Source organism: Actinophytocola sp. KF-1 (assembly GCF_054661535.1).
Map to the genome: position 1 here is coordinate 149304 of NZ_BAAFVK010000007.1, position 20437 is coordinate 169740.

A 20437-nucleotide genomic window follows, 5' to 3' on the forward strand; every position below is an offset into this window, starting at 1 on the left:
GCCGCCTCTTCCCGCAGCTCCGCTTGTGCGGGCTGGAGTCGGGCGTTGGGCGTGGATGGCTGTTCTCGGGTTGCGGTCGCGGGGCTTGGGCGCAGGGGTGGGGCTCTGCGCGAGTTACTTCACGCCTGCTGCGTCCATGCCTCGTAGTTCCTTCTTCAGGTCGGCGATCTCGTCTCGTAGGCGGGCTGCCAGTTCGAACTGGAGGTCGCGGGCTGCGTTCATCATCTGGTCTGTCAGTTGCTGGACCAGGTCCGCCAGTTCGGAGCGGGCCATGGAGCCCACGTTTTCCTTGACGTACACGCCCGATGAGCGGCCGCCTGGTTCGCCTGCTGCTCGGCGGCCTCGGGAGGCGTTGCGGCCTGAGCCGCCGATCGGGACCTCTTCGCCTTCCGATGCCTCCGTGTACACGCGGTCGAGGATGTCGGCGATCTTCTTGCGCAGGGGCTGTGGGTCGATGCCCCGTTCCTCGTTGTACGCGATCTGCTTGGCGCGCCTGCGGTTTGTCTCGTCGATGGCGTGTTGCATCGAGTCGGTGATGCGGTCCGCGTACATGTGGACCTGGCCCGAGACGTTCCTCGCCGCTCGGCCGATGGTCTGTACCAGGCTGGTGCCCGAGCGAAGGAAGCCCTCCTTGTCGGCGTCCAGGATCGAGACCAGGGAGACCTCCGGGAGGTCCAGGCCCTCGCGCAGGAGGTTGATGCCGACGAGCACGTCGAACTCGCCGAGGCGTAGCTGGCGGAGCAGTTCCACGCGGCGGAGGGTGTCCACTTCGGAGTGCAGGTAGCGGACCCGGATGCCGAGCTCCAGCAGGTAGTCGGTGAGGTCCTCCGCCATCTTCTTCGTGAGCGTGGTGACCAGGACGCGCTCGTCGCGTTCGGCCCTCACCCGGATCTCGTGCACCAGGTCGTCGATCTGGCCCTCGGTCGGTTTGACGATGACCTCGGGGTCGATCAGGCCCGTCGGGCGGATGACCTGCTCGACGAACTCGCCGCCCGCCTGGCCCATCTCGTACGGGCCCGGCGTCGCGGACAGGTACACCGTCTGGCCGATGCGGTCCTGGAACTCCTCCCACGTGAGCGGCCGGTTGTCCATCGCGCTCGGGAGGCGGAACCCGTGCTCGACGAGGGTGCGCTTGCGGGACATGTCGCCCTCGTACATGCCGCCGATCTGCGGCACCGTCACGTGCGACTCGTCGATGACCAGCAGGAAGTCCTCCGGGAAGTAGTCCAGGAGGGTGGCGGGCGCGGTGCCGGGACCGCGCCAGTCGATGTGCCGCGAGTAGTTCTCGATGCCGGAGCAGAAGCCGACCTGGCGCATCATCTCGATGTCGTACTGGGTGCGCATGCGCAGCCGCTGCGCCTCCAGCAGCTTGCCCTGCTTCTCCAGCTTCGCGAGCTGCTGCTCCAGCTCCTCCTCGATGCCCTTGATCGCGCGCTCCATGCGCTCCGGGCCCGCGACGTAGTGCGTCGCCGGGGAGATGCGGACCGTGTCGACCTGCTTGACGATGTCGCCGGTCAGCGGGTGCAGGTAGTACAGCGCCTCGACCTCGTCGCCGAAGAACTCGATGCGGACCGCGAGCTCCTCGTACGCCGGGATGATCTCCACGGTGTCGCCGCGCACCCGGAACGTGCCGCGGGTGAACGACACGTCGTTGCGGGTGTACTGGGTGTCGACCAGCGCGCGCAGCAACGTGTCCCGGTCGACCTCCTCGCCGACCGTCAGCGCGATCGTCCGGTCGAGGTACTCCTGCGGCGAACCCAGGCCGTAGATGCAGGACACCGACGCGACCACCACGACGTCCCGCCGCGACAGCAGGCTCCACGTGGCGGAGTGGCGCAGCCGCTCGACGTCCTCGTTGATCGACGAGTCCTTCTCGATGTAGGTGTCCGTCTGCGGGACGTACGCCTCCGGCTGGTAGTAGTCGTAGTAGCTGACGAAGTACTCGACCGCGTTGTCCGGGAAGAACTCCCGCAGCTCGTTGGCCAGCTGGGCCGCGAGCGTCTTGTTCGGGGCGATCAGCAGCGTCGGCCGCTGCAGGCGTTCGATCAGCCACGCGGTGGTCGCCGACTTGCCGGTACCGGTGGCGCCGAGCAGGACGACGTCCTTCTCACCCGCCCTGATCCGGCGCTCCAGCTCGTCGATCGCCGCGGGCTGGTCACCAGCGGGCTGGTAGTCGCTGACCATGCGGAAACGCCCGTCGGTGCGGGGGATGTCACCGATGGGCCGGAACTCGGAGCTAGCAGTCACGATTGCCACGGAAACAGGCTACGCCGGGGCACCGACAATTTTCGTATCCCCTGGTCAGGGGCGGTTTTCAGCAGTCGCAGCCGCAGCAGTCGCAGTCGCAGCCCTTGCTGCTGCCGCACCCGTCGCACGGGCAGCAGTCGCAACCGTCGCAGCAGGTGTCGTGGTGCTCACCGGACCACGGCCCCGGCCACGGGTCGCGGCAGCACTGCTGGCAGGTGCAGCACTGCCAGAGCGCGATGCCGCAGCCGGGGACGAGCCCCCGCCTGCGCGGCGGCACCCGCAGCTTGGGCAGCCACAGCCCGCCGCCCTTGCCGTCGTGGACGTCGCCGGGGCCGACGTGCCGGTGCCGGGGCCCGAACGCGCGGACCACCGCCTGCTCCAGCTCGTGCACCAGCAGCGCGTGGACCAGCTTGCCGTCGCGGAACGACACGTCCGCGAGCGCCAGCCGCACGCCGAGCACCGCGTCGTCGCACAGCCGCCGCGCCTCCTCGAGCGACGTCCCGGTGGCCGTCAGCGGGTTCCACGCACCGGACGCCGTGTCCTCCTCGAGGTCCTCCACCGCGTCCACGAGGTGGACCACGCGACCGAACAGCCTGCCGACCTCGCGCAGCGGCGCCTCGTTCTCCGGACAGCCCGCCAATACAGCCGTATGCGCACAGGCCGCGGCGGTCGCCGTCTCCGTCGGCTCGGTGACCAGCAGGAGGTCGCCGGGACCGGCCGCGGCCTCCAGCGCCGACTGCCTGCCGACGGCGTCGACCAATACATCGGTATCGAACCCGACGCCGTGCCCGGACGCGCCGCCCTGCCGTGCCCACCGCTTCGCCACCAGCCGCGCCGCGCCGGCGACCGGCTGCCTGCCGAAGGCGCCGTCCCCGTCCTCGACGTGGTCACGCACCTTCGCCGACGCCAGCACGAGCGACGCGGCGGCCGCCAGCCGGGCACCCGCGCCGACCGACACCTCCGCCGTCCGCATGCCCCGCAGCGGGCACGGCCCCGCCACCCTGCGCGGCTCCGCTGCCGGCGACTGGGCGTCGACCAGGACCGAGATGATCAAACCGTCGTAGTTGGTCGCGGCACGGGCGAGCTGCCCGTGCTCGTCGCGGAGCGCGAGGCAGAGCCCGCACAGGTGCGCCCACCAGGAGGTGCGGAGCGAGTCGGAGAGCCGGTGACGGCAGGGTCTGATGATCCCGAACACGCCGTGAGGTTAACCAGAAGAGGATCTTGCGGGGGCCGTTTCACCACAGTTGCGGGCGAAATTACGTGCGGTGCCTGGCACCCTGAGCACGTGACCCACCTGCACCCGCCGAAGATCGAACTGTTCGACGTCGCCGCGATGACCAACACGGACAACAAGGGGTTCGTGCGCGCGGTCGACAGGTACGAGACGACGGAGTTCGGGCTGTACATGGCGCGGCCGGTGGTCGGGCACCCCGACATCGCGTACTTCCGCACATGGCTGCTGCCCGAGCACGGGCTGCGGGTCAGCCGCTGGGTCGCGCACCCCGGGATGCGCCTCGACCACGACGTCTACATCGACATCGCCGACGTCGAGAAGGGGCCGGTCTGGCGGACCACCGACCTCTACCTGGACATCCTCGTCCACGACGGCACGGGCCTGCGGGTGCACGACACGGACGAGGCCCTCGACGCGCTCACCATCGGGCACCTCGACCGTGTGACCGTCCAACGCGCGTTCGAGCGAACCTTCTCCGCCGTCGAGGGCATCACCGCCGCCGGCTACGACGTCGAGCGGTGGTTGGGACTACCGTTGACCTGGGACGACGTCGAATAGCGACACATCCACTCTCGGTCAATGGTTACTTCACGTCCGGGTGGCAGGTTCATAGGATCGGTATCTCTCTGCGCACGAGACGTGACATAACGAATCGAACCCGTGGATCACGGACCGCACCCTGACGGCTACCCTTCGACGCGTGGGCACGGCGATCACCCCTCAGCTCGTCGACATCGTCGACACCTTCACCGCGTCGCGCACGTACTCGTCCGGAACGACCCGGCACCTGCGGACGTGCCAGGTCGAACGCTGGGGCCTGCGCACCGAGTGCCCGACGCCGGAGGACCCGTTCCACGACGCCGAGGTGACGTGGCTGATGCCGACGCTCAACCTGCGGCTCACCTACCAGCGACCCCGTTCCCGCCACGCGAAAGCGGCGCCGAGCGTGCTCACCGCCGTGCGCGCGACCAGCGACGGTCGCTACTGGCGGACCACCGACCTGCTGCTCGGGCTGGAGACGCCGACCGGCCAGCGGGCGCGGATCGTGCAGTCCGAGGAGTTCGCCGCCGCGGTCGCCGGGCGGGTCCTGCTCGTCAGCGACGCCGACCTCGCGCTCTGCACCGTGCACAAGACGCTAGAGGAGCTCAGCCAGTTCCGGCACGACCTGTCCGCGTGGCTGGCCTACAAGCACATCTTCGACGTCTGGCCACCCTACTGATCGGGGGTCCACCGATCGGTTGATCGGCGGACCAGCCTCAGCGGCCCAGCACCGCACCCGCGCGGTCGATCCGGAAAACCCCAGGTCACGGCACGCTTGCGGCATGGCAATCATCGAGGTCGGCAACCTCGTCAAGCGGTACGGCGACAACACGGCCGTGGACGGCGTCAGCTTCACCGTCGAGCAGGGCGAGATCTTCGGCATCCTGGGCCCCAACGGGGCGGGCAAGACCACGACGGTCGAGTGCATCGAGGGGTTGCGCTCGCCGGACAGCGGCACCATCCGGGTCTGCGGGCTCGACCCGCGCCGCGACGAGGACGAGCTGCGCGGGCTGCTCGGCGCGCAGCTGCAGGAGAGCCAGCTGCCGGAGAAGCTCCGGGTCGGCGAGGCGATGGAGCTGTACGCCTCCTTCTACGAGGACCCGGCCGACTGGCGGGCGCTGCTCGACTCGCTGCACCTGACCGACAAGGTCGGCACGCAGTACCGGCGGTTGTCCGGCGGGCAGAAGCAGCGGCTGTCGATCGCACTGGCGCTGATCGGCAACCCGAGGGTGGCGGTGCTCGACGAGCTGACCACCGGGCTCGACCCGCAGGCCCGCCGCGACGCGTGGGACCTCATCGAGGACATCCGTGCCCGCGGCGTCACGATCCTGCTGGTCACGCACTTCATGGAGGAGGCGGAGCGGCTCTGCGACCGGCTCGCGGTGATCGACGCGGGCAAGGTCGTCGCGGTCGACTCCCCCGCCGGGCTGGTGTCCTCGGTCGACGACCGGCAGCGCGTCCGGTTCCGCCCGTCGGCGCCGATCGACCACGCGGTGCTCATGGCGTTGCCCGAGGTCACGGCCGTCGAGCGGGCGGGCAGCCAGCTGGTCGTCACCGGCACGGGCGACCTGCTGCTCGCCGTGACCACGGAACTCGCCCGCAACCAGGTCGTCGCCGCCGACCTGCGGTTGGAACAGACCTCGCTGGACGACGCGTTCGTCGCGCTCACCGGCCGCCCGATCGACAACTGAGGAGATCCCCGTGTCCGCCCTGTCCCGTCTCACGCTGACCGAGACGAAGCTGTTCTTCCGGGAACCGGCCGGCGTGTTCTTCATGCTGGCGTTCCCGCCGATCCTGCTGGTCATCCTCGGGTCGATCCCGTCGTTCCGGGAGCCGGAGGCCGACCTCGGCGGCCTGCGGGTGATCGACCTGTACGCGCCGATCATCGTGGCGATGACCCTCGCGTTCCTGGCGCTGTCCGGCCTGCCGCAGCTGCTCGCCACCTACCGCGAACGCGGCGTCCTGCGCCGCATGCGGACCACCCCGGTGCGGCCCGCCCGCCTGCTCGGCGCGCAGCTGCTGATGTTCACCGTGATCGCCGTGGTGGTCATGGTGGTCGTGCAGGTGATCGCCAACCTGGCGTTCGACGTCGCGCTGCCCCGGCAGGCGGGGGCCTACGTGCTCGGGTACGTGCTGGCCGCACTGTCCATGCTGGCGCTCGGGCTGCTCGTGGCCGCGCTGGCGCCGAGCGGCAAAGGCGCGAGCGCGATCGGCACGCTGCTGTTCTTCCCCGTGCTGTTCTTCGCCGGGCTGTGGGCGCCGCGCGCCACGATGCCCGAGGTGCTGCGGCGGATCAGCGACTTCACCCCGCTCGGCGCGGGCGTGCAATCATTGCAGGACGCCACCGCCGGGCACTGGCCGCAACTGCTGCACGTCGCGGTCATGCTGGGGTGGACGGTCGTGGCAGGCGGGCTGGCCGCGCGGTACTTCCGCTGGGAGTAGATCGTTGAGCATCGAGGCCGAGCTGCGTGCGGAGTTCGACCGGTGGGAGCGCAAGGAGAACGCGGTCCTCAAGGTCCTGCCGTACTTCCTCCTGACGGCCAGCATGGTCTTCGCCGTGCTGCAGCCGATCGTGGGCCTGCCGACCGTGCACTACCCGACGTTGCTCGGCCTCGTCACCGCCACCGTCGCGTGGCTGCTCTGGTTCCACACGCTCCACCCGGAACTGCACCGGAACCGGCGGCTGATGGGACTGTTCTACACGGGCGAGCTGCTGCTGGCCCTCGGGCTGGTGGCGACCACCCCGCTGTTCGGCTTCTTCACCTTCATCGGCTACATCCACGCCTTCCAGTACCTGCACAACCACTGGCGCTACATCGGCATCGCCGCCACGGCGCCGATCGCGGCCGTGTCCTACGTCGGCGGCGTCGAGAACATCACCGGCGACTCGTGGTGGGCGTGGGCGGGCGTCAGCCTCATCTGCATGGTGCTGGCGGAGGCGTTCTCCTACTTCGGCGAGCTGAGCGACCGGCGCAACGAGCGGCAGAAGCAGGCGCTGACCGAGCTGCACGAGGCGAACGCCAAGCTCGAGGCGGCCCTGGAGGAGAACGCCGGTCTGCACGCCCAGCTGCTGGTGCAGGCCAGGGAGGCCGGGGTGCTGGACGAGCGGCAGCGGATGGCGCGGGAGATCCACGACACGCTCGCGCAGGGGCTCGCCGGCATCCTCGCCCAGCTGCAGGCGGCCGAACAGGTGCCGGAACGGTGGCGGCGGCACGTCACGACGGCGATGAACCTGGCGCGTGAGTCGCTCACCGAGGCGCGCAGGACGGTGCACGCGGTCGAGCCGTCCGTGCTGGCCGACGCCCGGCTGCCGGACGCGCTCAGCGACGTGACCAGGCGCTGGGCGGAGGTCAACGACATCGACGCGGTGCTCACCACGACCGGTGACGCACGCCCCATGCACACCGACGTCGAGGTGGCGCTGCTGCGGACCGCGCAGGAGGCGCTCGCGAACGTGGCCAAGCACGCCAACGCCAGCCGCGTCGGCCTCACACTGTCCTACATGGAGGATCTAGTGACCCTCGACGTGCGCGACGACGGCGTCGGCTTCGCACCGAGCACCAAGCGCGCCAACGGGTCCACGAACGGCGGCTTCGGGCTGGCAGGCATGCGACAGCGGGTGCAGCGGCTCGCGGGCAGGCTCGAGATCGAGTCCGAACCGGGTGGCGGGACCGCGATCTCCGCGTCCGTGCCCGCCATCCCGGCCGGAGGTGCCGAGTGATCTCGCTGCTCATCGTGGACGACCACCCCGTCGTGCGGGACGGGCTGCGCGGCATGTTCACCGCCGACCCCCGGTTCGAGGTGCTGGCCGAGGCCGGGGACGGCGCGGAGGCCATCGCCGCCGCCGAGCGGCTGCGCCCGGACGTGGTCCTCATGGACCTGCGGATGCCGCGGACCGACGGGGTCACCGCGATCAAGGAGCTGGCGAAGCGGGGCGTGCCGTCGCGGGTGCTCGTCCTGACCACCTACGACACCGACAGCGACGTGCTGCCCGCGATCGAGGCGGGCGCCACCGGCTACCTGCTCAAGGACGCGCCGCGCGAGGAGCTGTTCCGCGCCGTCGAGGCCGCGGCGCAGGGCCAGGCCGTGCTCTCCCCCGCGGTCGCGACCAGGCTGATGGGGCAGATGCGCCAGCCCGCGTCCGAACCGCTGTCGCAGCGGGAGCTGGAGGTGCTGGAGCTGATCGCCCGCGGCTCCACCAACCGGGAGGCGGCCAGGCAGCTGTTCATCAGCGAGGCAACCGTGAAGACGCACCTGCTCCACGTGTATGCGAAGCTGGGGGTCAACGACCGGGCGGCCGCCGTGGCGACCGCGTTCTCCCGTGGTTATCTGACTGCGGAGCGTTGAATTGCGCGCATTTTCAGAATACTTACAAATTGCGCAATAAATCGTACCTATCACCATTATGGCGTGCATGCGTTCCGGCCTATAGATTGGACTGGTGTCCGAACGTGACGACGCGGGGCTGGTGCTCGACACCTTCCGCCGCCCGCTGCGCAACCTGCGGATCTCCGTCACCGACAGGTGCAACCTGCGGTGCCGGTACTGCATGCCGGAAGCCGAGTACACGTGGCTGCCGCGGCGTGACCTGCTGACGTTCGAGGAGATCTCGACGCTGGTCGACGTGTTCATGGACCTGGGCGTGGACAAGGTGCGGCTGACCGGCGGTGAGCCGCTGCTGCGCCGTGACCTGCCCGAGCTGGTGTCGATGCTCTCGGCCAAGCCGTTGCGCGACCTCGCGATGACCACCAACGGTGTGCTGCTGGCCGGGCACGTGGAGGAGCTGAAGAAGGCCGGTCTGAACCGGATCACCGTCAGCCTCGACACCCTGCAGGCGGAGCGGTCGAAGTCGCTGTCGCAGCGGGCGACCCACCCGTCGGTGCTGAAGGGCATCGCGTCGATCGCGCCGGCCGGGTTCACCGACACCAAGATCGACACCGTCGCGTTGAACGGGATCAACGACGACGAGCTCGTCGACCTGATCGAGTTCGGCAGGACCGTGCCCGCCGAGGTGCGGTTCATCGAGTACATGGACGTCGGCGGGGCCACCACGTGGTCGCCGGACCTGGTGCTGTCGCGGGCGGAGATGCTGGCGCGGCTGTCCGCGCACTACGGGCCGATCACACCGCTGCGCAACCACGACGCCGCGCCCGCCGACCGGTTCGAGCTGCCGGACGGCACCACGTTCGGGATCGTGTCGTCGACGACCAGGCCGTTCTGCGCGACGTGCGACCGGAGCAGGCTCACCGCGGACGGGCTCTGGTACCTGTGCCTGTACGCGATGGAGGGCGTGAACCTGCGCGACCCGCTGCGTGCCGGCGCGTCGAAGGCCGAGCTGTCGACGATCATCACCGACGCGTGGACGGCCAGGACCGACCGCGGCGCCGTGGACCGGCTCGCGCAGCGGGACCGGACGCCGTTCATCCCGCTGACCGCGCTGAAGAACGACCCGCACCTGGAGATGCACACCCGCGGCGGGTGAGGGGTCAGCTCGGCTGCCAGCCGGTGCGCTCCGCCCACGCCTCCGCGCGCGTGCCCGCCGCGTCGAACCACGACTCCTTCGCGTCGGCGTAGCCGGCCGTGTCGTCGTCGTCCGCGAAGCGCTCGACCAGCTCCTTCTTGACGGCCAGGTAGGCGTCGCGTTCGTCCGGGTTCGCGCGCAGCCAGTCCGGGAACAGCAGCGCGTACCGCCAACCGGGGCTGCCCTCGACGCGGAGGTGGACGTTCGCGGGGCGGCCCGGGTCGGCGCTGCCGTGGTAGCGCTTGCGCCACTGCTCGGGGTCCGGCGCGTACGGCTTCGGGTTGTCGCGGTCGATCGTGGGGTGCTTCGGGAAGCCGGCGGCGGTGAGCTGGTCGGCCATGGCGTCCGCGTCGGCGAGCGAGGCCACGGTGACCTGCAGGTCGATGACGTCCTTGGCGGGCAGCCCGGGCACCGACGTGGAACCGATGTGGTCCACCCGTCGCGCGAGCCCGCCCGCGGCCATCGCGATGCGCTCCCGCAGCCGCGTCGCCTGCGCCGGCCACGCCGGGTCGGGGTCGACCAGGCGCGGCGTGCCGTACTGGGCGCGGCGGTGGAGGCGGACGTTGGCCTCGTAGCGGACCAGGCGGTCGGCCCAGAGCGCGTCGACGGCGGCCAGCACCTCGTCGGGGCTGCCGCCGTTGTCGAGCCAGACGTCGGCGGCGGCGCGCCGGGCCTCCTCGGTGGCCTGGGCCTTGATGCGGGCACGGGCGTCCTGCTCGCTCATGCCGCGGTCGCGGACGACGCGGTGCACCCGTTCCTCCTCGGGGGCGTCGACCACCAGCACCAGGTGGTAGGCGGGGCCGAGGTGGTTCTCCACGAGCAGCGGCACGTCGTGGACGACGATCCCGTCGACGGGGGCGGCGGCCATCAGCTCGGCGGTCCGCGCCCCGATCCGCGGGTGGACAATGCCGTTGAGGGTGGCGCGGGCGGCCTCGTCGGTGAACACGCGCTGCGCGAGCTTGGCTCGGTCCAGCGCGCCGTCGCTGATCACGTCGTCGCCGAAGGCCGCGCGGATCTCGGCCAGCCCGTCGGTGCCGGGCTCGACGACCTCGCGGGCGATCTTGTCGGCGTCGATCACGACGGCACCGTGCTCGGCGAGGCGCCGGGCCACTGTGGACTTGCCGGAGCCGATCCCGCCCGTGAGGCCTACGCGCAGCATGCGGGCATTCTGGCAGGCGTCACCGTGCGGTCAGTGCGTGGTCCGCGACCTGGCCGAGCAACATGCCGGCGTGGTCGTCGCGGACCAGCACAGGGATGACCTGCACGACCACCGTCACGCGGCCCCGCCCGGCGACCAGCATCCAGTTGGCGTTCCGGATCAGCACCCCGCGGTCCGCGCCGACCTTGACGTCGCTCACCGTCGCCCCGGCCTTCCGCTCGCCGGCGATGGTGGCGGTGAGCCGTTTGCGGGCGGCCTCCTCGTTGACGTAGCTCGCGAGGCCCACCCACACCTTGGCCTTGGCGAGCGGCTGGCGGGGCGGGACACCGTAGTAGCAGTCGATCCGCGCCGTGCGGCCGATGTTGTCCTGCGGCACCCCCACGACCGGCTGCACGGTGCCGGTGACCAGGTTGTTCAGGTCTTTCGTCAGCTCGTCGAGGGTGGCCACGCCCGCGCAGTCGTCGGGAACGGTTCGCTCGACCCCGGCATCGGCGGGGGCGGTGCTGAACACGGGCACGGCGGGCGCTGTGCTCGGCGGCGCGCTCCGGGCGCAGCCGCCGAGCGCGAGCACCGCTCCGAGGACGACGAGCCGCACACGCATCGGTCCACGGTAAGCGACCGGCGGGTGGTGGGGAATGGTCTTCACGGACCGCGGGCTTCCTGGACGTGGGTGTCCCGGTTCCGGGAATCCCGATAGTGGGAATCCCAGTTCTGGGCAACCCGAACCTGGGCCTCGCGAGCGCGGGCCTCTCGGAGGCGGGTCTTCCAGAAGTGGACTTCCCGAAATGGGCTTCCCGGTCGCGGGCGACGCGATTGCGGACTACGTGGCCGCCGCATCTCTCCCCCGGTTCCGGGGCGCGCCGACTCCGAACAGGGCAAACGCAGGTGCCCAATCCCGGCCGGACCTCTCCGCGGGCGGGTCTCCCGGAAGTGGGCCTTCCAGTGTGGGTATTCCGAGTGCGGATTCTCAGTCGCGGGCCGCCCAGTCGCGAACCTCTCGGACACGGGCCTTCGGTTCCGGGCCTGCCGATCCCGAACATGCCGAACGCGGATCTGCCGATCGCACACCTCTCGGCCCGGGCTTCCCGAAACCTGGCCTCCCACTCGCGGGCTTCCCGAAATCCGGCCTCCGTACCCAAGCCTCTCGAAAGCGGCCTTCCAGGGCTGGGCCTCCCGAGAGTGGGCTTCCCAGCCGCAGGCGGCCCGATCATGGGCCTCTCGATCGCGAACTGTCGAACCCGGGCCTCACGAAAGCGAGCCTCCAGATATGGGCCTTCCGAATGCGGCTTCTCAGTCGCGGGCATCCCAGCCGCGAGCGGCCCGATCCCCGGGCCTCTCGAACACGGTCCTCCCGGTTCCGGACCTGCCGATCCCGAACATGCGAAACGTGGGTCTCCCCGAACGCGCACCTCCCACCCCAGACCTCCTGGACCTGAGCCTCCCGAAAACGGACCTTCCAGGGCTGCGCCTTCCAGGGTTGGGCGTCCCGAAAGTGGGCTTCCCCGCCGCAGGCGGCCCGATCATGGGCCTCTCGATCGCGAGCTGCCGAACCCGGGCCTCCCGAAAACGGGCCTCCACGGATAGGCCTCTCCGAAGTGGGCTTCTCAGTCGCGGGCGTCCCAGCCGCGAGCGGCCCGACCGCGGGCCTCTCGAACACGGGCCTCCCGGTTCCGGGCCTGTCGATCCCGAACATGCGAAACGCGGGTCTCCCCGAACGCGGACCTCCCACCCCGGGCCTCGCGGCCTGAGCCTTCCAGGGCTGGGCCTCCCGAAAGCAGGCGTGCCAGCCGCCGGCAGCCCGATCATGGGCCTCTCGATCGCGAGCTGTCGAACCCGGGCCTCCCGGTTCCGAGCCTGTCGATCCCGAACATGCGAAACGCGGGTCTCCCCGAACGCGCACCTCCCACCCCCGGCCTCGCGGCCTGAGCCTTCCAGGGCTGGGCCTCCCGAAAGCAGGCTTCCCAGCCGCGGGCAGCCCGATCATGGGCCTCTCGATCGCGAGCTGCCGAACCCGGGCCTCCCGAAAACGGGCCTCCACGGATGGGCCTCTCCGAAGTGGGCTTCTCAGTCGCGGGCATCCCAGGTGTGAGCGGCCCGATGCGGGCCTCTCGAATACAGGCCTCCCGGTTCCGGACCTGCCGATCCCAAACGTGCGAAACGTGGGTCTCCCCGAACGCGCACCTCCCACCCCGGGCCTCCCGGACCTGAGCCTCCCGAAAGCGGGCCTTCCAGGGCTGGCCTTCCAGGGCTGGCCTTCCAGGGCTGGCCTTCCGAAAGCGGGCTCCCGGAACCGGGCCTCCCAAAAGCAGGCCTTCCGAAAGCGAGCCCCCGGAACCGGGCCTCCCGAAAACGAGCCTCCCGGAACCGAGCCTCCCGAAAGCGGACCACCCGGAACCGAGCCTCCCAAAAGCGGGCCTCCCGGAATCGAGCCTCCCGGAACCGGGCCTCCCGAAAGCGGACCACCCGGAACTGGGCCTTCCGAAAGTGGACTTCTCAGTAGCGGGTGTCCCGAAAGTGGGATTCCCAGTACTGGGAATCCCACTTCTCGACAGGCCGGACAGGTCCGGGCATGCGAAAGGCCCCACCGGTCGGAACCGGTGGGGCCTTTGTCAGCTGGCTAGGCGTTCAGGATCAGACGCCGCCGGACAGCTTCTCGCGCAGGGCGGCCAGTTGCTCGTCGCTGGCCAGGGTGCCGCCGCTCTTCTGCTTGTCGGAACCGGCGGAGGAGTACTCGCGCTCGGTGCCCTCGTCGGCGCCGCCCTCGGCCTCGGCGGCCGCGTCGGCCTCCGCGGCCTTCTTGACCTGGGCCATGTGCTGCTCGTAGCGCTGGTGGGCCTCGGCGTACTGCCGCTCCCACTCCTCACGCTGCTTGTCGAAGCCTTCCTGCCACTCCTGCGTGTCCGGGTCGAAGCCCTCGGGGTAGATGTAGTTCCCCTCGTTGTCGTACTCGGCCGCCATGCCGTACTGGGTCGGGTCGAACTCGGTGTCCGGCGTGAAACCCTCGTTCGCCTGCTTCAGGGACAGCGAGATCCGGCGACGCTCGAGGTCGATGTCGATGACCTTGACCATGACGTCGTTGCCGACCTGCACGACCTGCTCCGGGATCTCCACGTGGCGCTCGGCCAGCTCGGAGATGTGGACCAGGCCCTCGATGCCCTCGTCGACGCGGACGAACGCACCGAACGGCACGAGCTTGGTGACCTTGCCCGGCACGATCTGGCCGATCGCGTGGGTGCGGGCGAACTGGCGCCACGGGTCTTCCTGCGTCGCCTTCAGCGACAGGGAGACGCGCTCGCGCTCCATGTCGACGTCCAGCACCTCGACCGTGACCTCCTGGCCGACCTCGACGACCTCGGACGGGTGGTCGATGTGCTTCCAGGACAGCTCGGACACGTGCACCAGACCGTCGACGCCGCCGAGGTCCACGAACGCACCGAAGTTGACGATCGAGGAGACGACACCCTTGCGGACCTGGCCGCGCTGCAGCTGGTTGAGGAACTCGCTGCGCACCTCGGACTGGGTCTGCTCCAGCCACGCACGGCGGGACAGGACCACGTTGTTGCGGTTCTTGTCCAGCTCGATGATCTTGGCCTCGAGCTCGCGGCCGACGTACGGCTGCAGGTCGCGCACCCGGCGCATCTCGACCAGCGACGCGGGGAGGAAGCCCCGGAGGCCGATGTCCAGGATGAGACCACCCTTGACGACCTCGATGACCGTGCCCTTGACCGGCTCGTCGCTCTCCTTGAGCGCCTCGATCGTGCCCCAGGCGCGCTCGTACTGCGCGCGCTTCTTGGACAGGATCAGCCGACCCTCCTTGTCCTCCTTCTGGAGGACCAGGGCCTCGACCTCGTCACCGACCTTGACGACCTCGTTGGGGTCGACGTCATGCTTGATCGACAACTCACGAGAGGGGATGACCCCTTCGGTCTTGTAGCCGATGTCGAGCAGGACCTCGTCCCGATCGACCTTAACGATGGTGCCCTCGACGATGTCACCATCGTTGAAGTACTTGATGGTCTTGTCGATGGCGGCGAGGAAGTCCTCACCCGTCCCGACGTCGTTGATGGCGACCTGCTGCTTCGGCGCGGTGTCAGCCGGGACGATGGTGGTGTCGGTGGACATTAGCTAGGAGGCTCCGGTACGGCTTGGTTGAGAGTTGGCGGATGGGATTTGCAGTTGTCGTGCGACAGCGGCATAGTGCCGTCGGCGACGAACCCCGAACCAACGAGACAACCACCGACAACGCCGCGCGACCGGATCTGATTCCCGAGTTGAACAGACGGCAGCACGAAACCACTGCGCGGAGGTATCCTACGCGGCCGTGCGTTGACCGGGCAAACCTGGGCCAGGGGATTCCGTCGCGAGGGGCGCACTGAGGGGGATTGGATGTCGACGCTGGAAGCGGGCGCCAGCATGCCGCAAGAAGGCGACAACCCGGGAACACCACCGCAGCGGACCGCCGAGCGCCTGCTCGGGACGGTCGGCAGCGAGCGGCGCTGGGCGGGGTCCGCCGAGTCCGTGGCGGCCAACAGCGCCTGGTGGGACGCCGACGCCGACGACTACCACGTCGAGCACGGCGAGTTCCTCGGCGTCGCCGACTTCGTGTGGTGCCCGGAGGCGCTGCGCGAGGAGGACGCGCGCCTGCTCGGCGACGTGGCGGGCAAGGACGTCCTCGAGGTGGGCTGCGGCTCCGCGCCGTGCGCGCGCTGGCTCGCCGCGCAGGGCGCGCACGTCACCGCGTTCGACCTGTCCGCGGGCATGCTGCGGTACGCGGCCGCCGCCAACGAGGCCACCGGCATCGACGTGCCGCTGGTCAGGGCCAACGCGGAGAGCCTGCCGTTCGCGAACGGGTCCTTCGACGTGGCGTGCTCGGCGTTCGGGGCGGTGCCGTTCGTCGCCGACCTGCCCGGGACGTTCCGGGAGGTCGCGCGCGTGCTGCGGCCGGGCGGCTCGTGGGTGTTCGCCGTCACTCACCCGATGCGGTGGATCTTCCCGGACGATCCCGGCCCGAACGGCCTGCGGGTGACCGGCTCGTACTTCGACCGGACCCCGTACGTCGAGGTCGACGCCGACGGCAACGCCACATACGTCGAGTACCACCGCACGCTCGGCGACTTCGTGCGCGCGCTGAACTGGGCCGGGCTGACGCTGGTCGACCTGGTCGAGCCGGAGTGGCCGGACGACCTCACCCAGGTGTGGGGGCAGTGGAGCCCGCTGCGCGGCGAGCTGTTCCCCGGCACGGCGATCTTCCTGACCCGGCGCGCGGCGTGAGGGTCGCAGGCACCCTGCTCGGCGCACAGACCACCCGGTTCGAGCAGCTGGACCCGCTGCTGCCGGCCGCCGCACCCCCGCCGGACGGGCACGTGCTGACCGCCGCCCTGCCCGCCGGTGACCGGGTGGCGGGCGTGCTCACGCACAGCGAGTTCGAGCCCGGCAGCGCCACGGCGCTGTGGTCGGCGCTGGAGCTGTGGGAGCTGCACCCGCTGGTCGGCGCGGCGGGCGGCACGGGCATGGACGCGCTCCTGCGGGAGTGGGCCCGGCTGCTGACGCGCAGGACGACCGGCGCGGACTCCGCGTGCCTGGTGACCTGGCCCAGCCGGGACGCGGAGGCCGCGCAGCCGCTGCTCGCGCACGGGTTCACGCCGCTGACGAACCTCGCCGTGCGCCCGGTCCGGGCGGGCGGGCCGGTGCGGCGGGCGCCGCAGGCCGGGGTGACGGTCCGGCTCGCGACCGCGGCGGACGTCGAGACGGTGCTCGCGCTGGAGCTGGCCGAGCTGGCGTACTCGGCGCTGGTCGGCGCGGCGGTGCTGCGGCCGGACGCGGAGCGGGTGAAGCGGGCGACCGTGCTGCGCCACGTCGAGCAGGGCGACCCGATGTGGCTCGCGGAGCGCGACGGGGTCGCGGTGGGGCTCGCGCACTGCAGGCTCATGGACGTGGCCGCGGACTCGCTCATCGCCACCCGGCTGCGGCCGGGGCGCTGGGGCTATGTCAACTGCGTCGCCGTGGTGGAGGGGGCCCGCGGCGCGGGGGTCGGCAGCGAGCTGATGGCCGTCGCGCACCACGAGCTGCACCGCCGCGGCGCGAGCGGCACGTTCCTCTACGTCAACCCGCCCAACCCGCTGGCCTCGGTGTTCTGGGCGCGGCAGGGCTACCGGCCGCTGTGGACGAGCTGGGAGCTGCGGCCCGCGTCGGCGCTGCGGTGAGGTGCCGGGAACCTGGTCCGCCGGTCGTGCCTCTTGCACGGTGAGGACGGAACATGGGGGCGCGATGGCTGACGAGACGTGGTTCGCGCAGCTGTACCAGGGGTCCTACCGGCGCCTGGTGCTGACCGCGTACGGCATGACGGGTGACCTCGGCACCGCCGAGGAGATCACCCAGGAGGCGTTCGCGATCGCCTACGGCAGGCGCGGCAAGGTCTCGCGCACGGACAGCCCGGAGGCGTGGCTGCGGACCGTGGTGGTCAACCTCGCGCGCAGGCGGTACCGGCGCAGGGCGACGCTCGACCGCATCCTGCGCAGGCACGAGGCCGAGCCGCCACCCGACGTGACCCCACCCGGCGAGCACCTCGACCTGCACGACGCGATCAGGACGCTCAGCCCGGACCACCGGGCGGTCGTGGTGCTGCACTACCTCGCCGACCTGCCCGTGGACGAGGTCGCGGCGGTGCTCGACGCGCCGGTCGGCACGGTGAAGTCGCGGCTGTCGCGCGCACGCGCCGCGCTGGCCGAACGCCTGCGCACGGAGGTGGACCATGTCTGAGCTGGACGCGAAGCTCGCGGCCCTGCGCGACGACCTGCGAGAGTCGATCACGCCGCCGGAGCTGGCGCACGTCACCGCCCGAGCCCGGCAGCGGACCACGCGGCGGCGCATGCAGATCGGCGCGGTCGCGGCGGTCGTCGCGGTCAGCGTGGCGGTGCCGCTGCTGCGCTCGCTGCCCGGTGACCAGCGGCCTGCCAAGCCGCCGCTGCCCGCGTCGATGACCTTCCAGCTGGACTTCGCCGACCGCGACCACGGGTACGCGCTGGGCAGCGACTGCCCGGAGCCCGAAGGCTCGTGCGCCCTGGCGCTGTTCGCGACCGCCGACGGTGGCCGGACCTGGCAGCGCCGGGAACTGCCGGACGGGGACGAGCGGTACTCGCTGGGTGACGTCACCGTGCTCGGACCGGAGCGGGTGATGCTCAACCGGGTGACCGAGCAGGAGCAGTGGGCACGCGTCGTCAGCGACGACGGGGGCCGCACGTGGCACGCCGCCTCGGCGGGTTCGCCGGCGGCGCCCGCGCCCATCCCCGACGGGGCGTGGCTCCAGCCCGTGTGCGTCGGCGACGACCAGGACGCGGCGGGGTGCCGCATGGGGGTCGGCACGGTGTCCCGCGACCCGGAACGGGTGGCGCCCGCCCCGGCGCAGCCGCCGCTCATCGAACCCGTGATCGGCAGGTCGGCGACCGAGGGCGGCCGGTTGTGGGCGGCGGGCGTGGCGCGGTCGAGCGGGCGCTGGGCGATCTCGGTGTCCTCCGACGGCGGCCGGAGCTGGCAGACGACCCAGCTGTCGCTGCCGGGCGAGCCCGGGATGATCGACCCGTGGGCGGTGGTCGAGAACGACGGGGTCATGTACGCGACGCTGCAGGGATCGATCGCGAAGGGCCCGTTCGGCCTGCTGGCCGTGTACCGCAGCACGGACGGCGGCGTGACCTGGACGAACACGTGGCGGGCGACCCTGGCGACGGTGCTGCAGGCGATGCTCGGCTCCCCCGTGGCCACCGACGACGGCAGGCTGCTCGTGTACTCGGCCGCCACCGGGACCTACGAGAGCGCCGACGGCAGCACGTTCATGAAGTCCCTGCTGCGGGTGCCGGGCGAGGTCCAGTGGACGCGGGGCGGTTACGTCGCGAAACGCGGACCGCACGCGTACGCCGTGTCGACGGACGGGCTGACCTGGCGGAACTTCGAGATCCGCTAGTGCGTCACGCCGCGGAACTCGCCGACCTGGTGCACGTGCGGGGGCTTGCCGTCGAGCGCGCGGTGCACGGCGTCCAGCACGCCCGCGGACACCTCGTCGTGGGTGAGCCAGCGGGTACGTCCGGCGTGCCGGACGTACCCGAGCACCACCTGTTGCGTGGGGTGGTCGGGGAGCACGGGGTCGGGGCAGCCGCCCAGCGGGTTGGCCGACGCGCTCCCGTGCACCTCGACGACCGGCGCCCCGGCGGCCAGCAGCGGCGCGACGGCGCGGAGGACGGAGACCCGGACCTCGCGGTGCACCCACGCGACCAGCAGGTCGGCGGGCCCGTCGAGGGCCTCGGACACGGTGGCGACGAGCTCCGCGGGTTCGGTCCAGTCGGCCTTCACCCAGCTCGCCGCGTGCCCGTTGGTGGTCGGCATGGCTGGTCTTCGCCTGCTGGGGAGGACGACGTGCCACCCGTCGTCGAGCAACGCGGCCGCCACGCCCGCGAGCATGCCGGTGCCACCGAGAACAAGGGCGCGACGCGCGGTCATCCGGCCTCCGCTGATCGACGGGCCCCCAGATTACCGGCGTCTACTGCTTTTCCGCCCGCCACAGCGCCTGGGTGAGGCTGTAGACGTTGCCGGAGTCGTCGCGGAAGGTGGCCTCGATGCCGTAGGGCCGCTCGGTGGGTTCGGTGAGGAACACGACCCCGCGCGCGGACAGCTCCTCGAAGGTGCCGCGGCAGTCGTCGGTGGCGAGGACCGCGCTGCCCATCGCCCCCTTGGCGACGAGCTCCCGGATGGTCTCGGCGTGCTCCGGTGCGTGCCCCATCCGGCAGTCGGCGAGGATGAACTGCACGTCCGGCTGCCCGGGCGGGGTGACGGTCAACCAGCGGAAGCCCTGGCCCGCGCCGTCGAAACCGTCGCCCATCACGAGGTCCTGGCTCAGCGCGAACCCGAGCTTCTCGGTGTAGAAGTCCTTGGCCGAGTCCTGGTCGAGCACGTAGACGGTGGTGTGTGTCAGCGTTCTGATCATGCGGCAACGCTAGGACCGGGGGCCGTCCGCGCGCTTGTCCGCGCTTGCTGGTCGCCCCCACGTCATCGCGATGCAGCCGGGGATCGCGGGCGGCGCGGCCTGCCGCTGGTACTCGCCGGGCGAGCGCCCCACCAGCGCGCGGAACCGCCGGGAGAACGAGCCGAGCGAGGAGAACCCGACGACCATGCACACCTCGGTGACGGTGAGGTTCGCGTGGGCGAGCAGGTCCTTGGCCCGCTCGACCCGGCGCCGGCTCAGGTACGCGGCGGGCGTCTCCCCGAAGGCGTGCCGGAACTCCCGCGCGAAGTGGAAGCGCGAGTAGCCCGCCACGGCCGCGAGCACGTCGAGGTCGAGCGGTTCCGAGTACCGCGCGTCCATGACGTCCCGCGCCCGGCGCAGGTGCACGACCTGGGAGACAGACACGCGGCAACGGTAGCGCCCGCAACCGCCGCGTCCTGAAGGGCGGTTTCGTGTTGTGGGTGCAACGGGGGGATCGTCCGCGGAGTACGCGGTTGAGTGATGGGGCTGGGGTGGGCCAGCCGAGGGTGTGTCTGCCGTCGGTTCGGCAGCGACCGCGTCCAGGTGCTCGGCGGTGTGGATGTTCAGGTCAGCGACTGGCGCAGCTGCTCCACCAGGGTGCCGATCGCGGACCGGTTCGCCTTCCCGAAGATCAGGTCACTTCCCAATGGGCCGGGCACGCCCGGTCCCCGGCTTCGGCCGGGCGTTCACTGATGTGGATCATGCCGGGGATCCGGGGCTGGC

19 protein-coding genes and 2 pseudogenes are annotated in these 20437 nt (G+C 71.0%); 11 read left to right on the plus strand and 10 right to left on the minus strand.

Annotation, left to right across the window (positions count from 1 at the left end; genetic code table 11):
- Positions 1–114: 114 nt before the first annotated feature.
- The gene (uvrB, locus tag ACYQ77_RS22255) at positions 115–2256 is read right to left on the minus strand and encodes an excinuclease ABC subunit UvrB (RefSeq protein ID WP_459714282.1); all 2142 of its coding nucleotides are present in this window, start codon (positions 2254–2256) and stop codon (positions 115–117) included.
- Positions 2257–2314: 58 nt separating this feature from the next.
- Positions 2315–3442, minus strand: coding sequence for a DUF5685 family protein (locus ACYQ77_RS22260; protein ID WP_459714284.1), 1128 nt, complete (start codon positions 3440–3442; stop codon positions 2315–2317).
- Positions 3443–3532: 90 nt separating this feature from the next.
- Here ACYQ77_RS22260 and ACYQ77_RS22265 point away from each other — a divergent pair, with 90 nt between their 5' ends.
- The 7 genes from ACYQ77_RS22265 to moaA all read left to right on the plus strand — a co-directional run bounded on the left by ACYQ77_RS22265 (position 3533) and on the right by moaA (position 9503).
- Positions 3533–4039 (plus strand): DUF402 domain-containing protein, encoded by a 507-nt coding sequence (locus tag ACYQ77_RS22265; RefSeq protein WP_459714285.1) that lies wholly within the window; start codon positions 3533–3535, stop codon positions 4037–4039.
- A gap of 142 nt (positions 4040–4181) precedes the next feature.
- A complete protein-coding gene (locus ACYQ77_RS22270; protein ID WP_459714287.1) occupies positions 4182–4700 on the plus strand; it encodes a ribonuclease FAU-1 family protein in 519 nt (172 codons plus the stop codon).
- Between the two features lie 103 nt (positions 4701–4803).
- Positions 4804–5712, plus strand: coding sequence for an ABC transporter ATP-binding protein (locus tag ACYQ77_RS22275; protein ID WP_459714289.1), 909 nt, complete (start codon positions 4804–4806; stop codon positions 5710–5712).
- Positions 5713–5722: 10 nt separating this feature from the next.
- A complete protein-coding gene (locus ACYQ77_RS22280) occupies positions 5723–6463 on the plus strand; it encodes an ABC transporter permease (protein WP_459714291.1) in 741 nt (246 codons plus the stop codon).
- Between the two features lie 4 nt (positions 6464–6467).
- Positions 6468–7742 (plus strand): sensor histidine kinase, encoded by a 1275-nt coding sequence (locus ACYQ77_RS22285; RefSeq protein ID WP_459714293.1) that lies wholly within the window; start codon positions 6468–6470, stop codon positions 7740–7742.
- On the plus strand, positions 7739–8368 hold the full coding sequence (locus ACYQ77_RS22290; protein ID WP_459714295.1) for a response regulator: 630 nt from the start codon (positions 7739–7741) through the stop codon (positions 8366–8368). The genes ACYQ77_RS22285 and ACYQ77_RS22290 overlap by 4 nt, the downstream gene beginning before the upstream one ends.
- Positions 8369–8462: 94 nt before the next feature.
- Entirely contained in the window at positions 8463–9503 is a 1041-nt protein-coding gene (moaA, locus tag ACYQ77_RS22295; protein WP_459714296.1) for a GTP 3',8-cyclase MoaA, read from the plus strand.
- 4 nt (positions 9504–9507) lie between these two features.
- Here moaA and coaE read toward each other — a convergent pair whose 3' ends face one another.
- The 4 genes and pseudogenes from coaE to rpsA form a co-directional block, all read right to left on the minus strand.
- On the minus strand, positions 9508–10701 hold the full coding sequence (coaE, locus tag ACYQ77_RS22300) for a dephospho-CoA kinase (RefSeq protein ID WP_459714298.1): 1194 nt from the start codon (positions 10699–10701) through the stop codon (positions 9508–9510).
- A 19-nt stretch (positions 10702–10720) separates the two neighbouring features.
- A complete protein-coding gene (locus ACYQ77_RS22305; RefSeq protein ID WP_459714300.1) occupies positions 10721–11302 on the minus strand; it encodes a hypothetical protein in 582 nt (193 codons plus the stop codon).
- Between the two features lie 1463 nt (positions 11303–12765).
- Positions 12766–13179 (minus strand): annotated as a pseudogene (locus ACYQ77_RS22310) (pentapeptide repeat-containing protein); the annotation flags it as partial.
- A 153-nt stretch (positions 13180–13332) separates the two neighbouring features.
- Positions 13333–14823, minus strand: coding sequence for a 30S ribosomal protein S1 (gene rpsA, locus ACYQ77_RS22315; RefSeq protein WP_459714301.1), 1491 nt, complete (start codon positions 14821–14823; stop codon positions 13333–13335).
- Positions 14824–15114: 291 nt separating this feature from the next.
- Between rpsA and ACYQ77_RS22320 the strand changes: the two genes are divergently transcribed.
- From ACYQ77_RS22320 to ACYQ77_RS22335, 4 genes are all read left to right on the plus strand, one after another.
- Positions 15115–15972 carry a class I SAM-dependent methyltransferase gene (locus ACYQ77_RS22320; protein WP_459714910.1) on the plus strand — a complete coding sequence of 286 codons (858 nt, stop codon included), beginning with the start codon at positions 15115–15117 and terminating at the stop codon, positions 15970–15972.
- The gene (locus tag ACYQ77_RS22325) at positions 15969–16904 is read left to right on the plus strand and encodes an N-acetyltransferase family protein (protein ID WP_459714303.1); all 936 of its coding nucleotides are present in this window, start codon (positions 15969–15971) and stop codon (positions 16902–16904) included. Before ACYQ77_RS22320 ends, ACYQ77_RS22325 begins: the two co-directional genes overlap by 4 nt.
- Positions 16905–16968: 64 nt before the next feature.
- On the plus strand, positions 16969–17460 hold the full coding sequence (locus tag ACYQ77_RS22330) for an RNA polymerase sigma factor (RefSeq protein WP_459714305.1): 492 nt from the start codon (positions 16969–16971) through the stop codon (positions 17458–17460).
- A complete protein-coding gene (locus tag ACYQ77_RS22335; protein WP_459714307.1) occupies positions 17453–18658 on the plus strand; it encodes a sialidase family protein in 1206 nt (401 codons plus the stop codon). The genes ACYQ77_RS22330 and ACYQ77_RS22335 overlap by 8 nt, the downstream gene beginning before the upstream one ends.
- Here ACYQ77_RS22335 and ACYQ77_RS22340 read toward each other — a convergent pair.
- The 4 genes and pseudogenes from ACYQ77_RS22340 to ACYQ77_RS22355 all read right to left on the minus strand — a co-directional run.
- Complete coding sequence (locus ACYQ77_RS22340) at positions 18655–19191, minus strand: NAD-dependent epimerase/dehydratase family protein (protein ID WP_459714309.1); 537 nt, start codon at positions 19189–19191, stop codon at positions 18655–18657. The genes ACYQ77_RS22335 and ACYQ77_RS22340 overlap by 4 nt on opposite strands.
- A 40-nt stretch (positions 19192–19231) precedes the next feature.
- A complete protein-coding gene (locus ACYQ77_RS22345; RefSeq protein WP_459714312.1) occupies positions 19232–19675 on the minus strand; it encodes a VOC family protein in 444 nt (147 codons plus the stop codon).
- A 9-nt stretch (positions 19676–19684) separates the two neighbouring features.
- Positions 19685–20098, minus strand: a complete 414-nt coding sequence (locus tag ACYQ77_RS22350) for a helix-turn-helix domain-containing protein (protein WP_459714313.1) — start codon at positions 20096–20098, stop codon at positions 19685–19687.
- 200 nt (positions 20099–20298) lie between these two features.
- Positions 20299–20408, minus strand: a pseudogene (locus ACYQ77_RS22355) (IS30 family transposase); the annotation flags it as partial.
- Between the last annotated feature and the right edge of the window lie 29 nt (positions 20409–20437).

Excerpts from the sequence above, each read along its gene's own strand:
- rpsA (WP_459714301.1), bottom strand. The coding sequence starts at position 14,823 with ATGTCCACCGACACCACCATCGTCCCGGCTGACACCGCGCCGAAGCAG.
- ACYQ77_RS22345 (WP_459714312.1), bottom strand. The coding sequence starts at position 19,675 with ATGATCAGAACGCTGACACACACCACCGTCTACGTGCTCGACCAGGAC.
- ACYQ77_RS22305 (WP_459714300.1), bottom strand. The coding sequence starts at position 11,302 with ATGCGTGTGCGGCTCGTCGTCCTCGGAGCGGTGCTCGCGCTCGGCGGC.
- coaE (WP_459714298.1), bottom strand. The coding sequence starts at position 10,701 with ATGCTGCGCGTAGGCCTCACGGGCGGGATCGGCTCCGGCAAGTCCACA.
- ACYQ77_RS22275 (WP_459714289.1), top strand. The coding sequence starts at position 4,804 with ATGGCAATCATCGAGGTCGGCAACCTCGTCAAGCGGTACGGCGACAAC.
- ACYQ77_RS22330 (WP_459714305.1), top strand. The coding sequence starts at position 16,969 with ATGGCTGACGAGACGTGGTTCGCGCAGCTGTACCAGGGGTCCTACCGG.
- ACYQ77_RS22320 (WP_459714910.1), top strand. The coding sequence starts at position 15,115 with ATGCCGCAAGAAGGCGACAACCCGGGAACACCACCGCAGCGGACCGCC.
- ACYQ77_RS22335 (WP_459714307.1), top strand. The coding sequence starts at position 17,453 with ATGTCTGAGCTGGACGCGAAGCTCGCGGCCCTGCGCGACGACCTGCGA.
- ACYQ77_RS22340 (WP_459714309.1), bottom strand. The coding sequence starts at position 19,191 with ATGACCGCGCGTCGCGCCCTTGTTCTCGGTGGCACCGGCATGCTCGCG.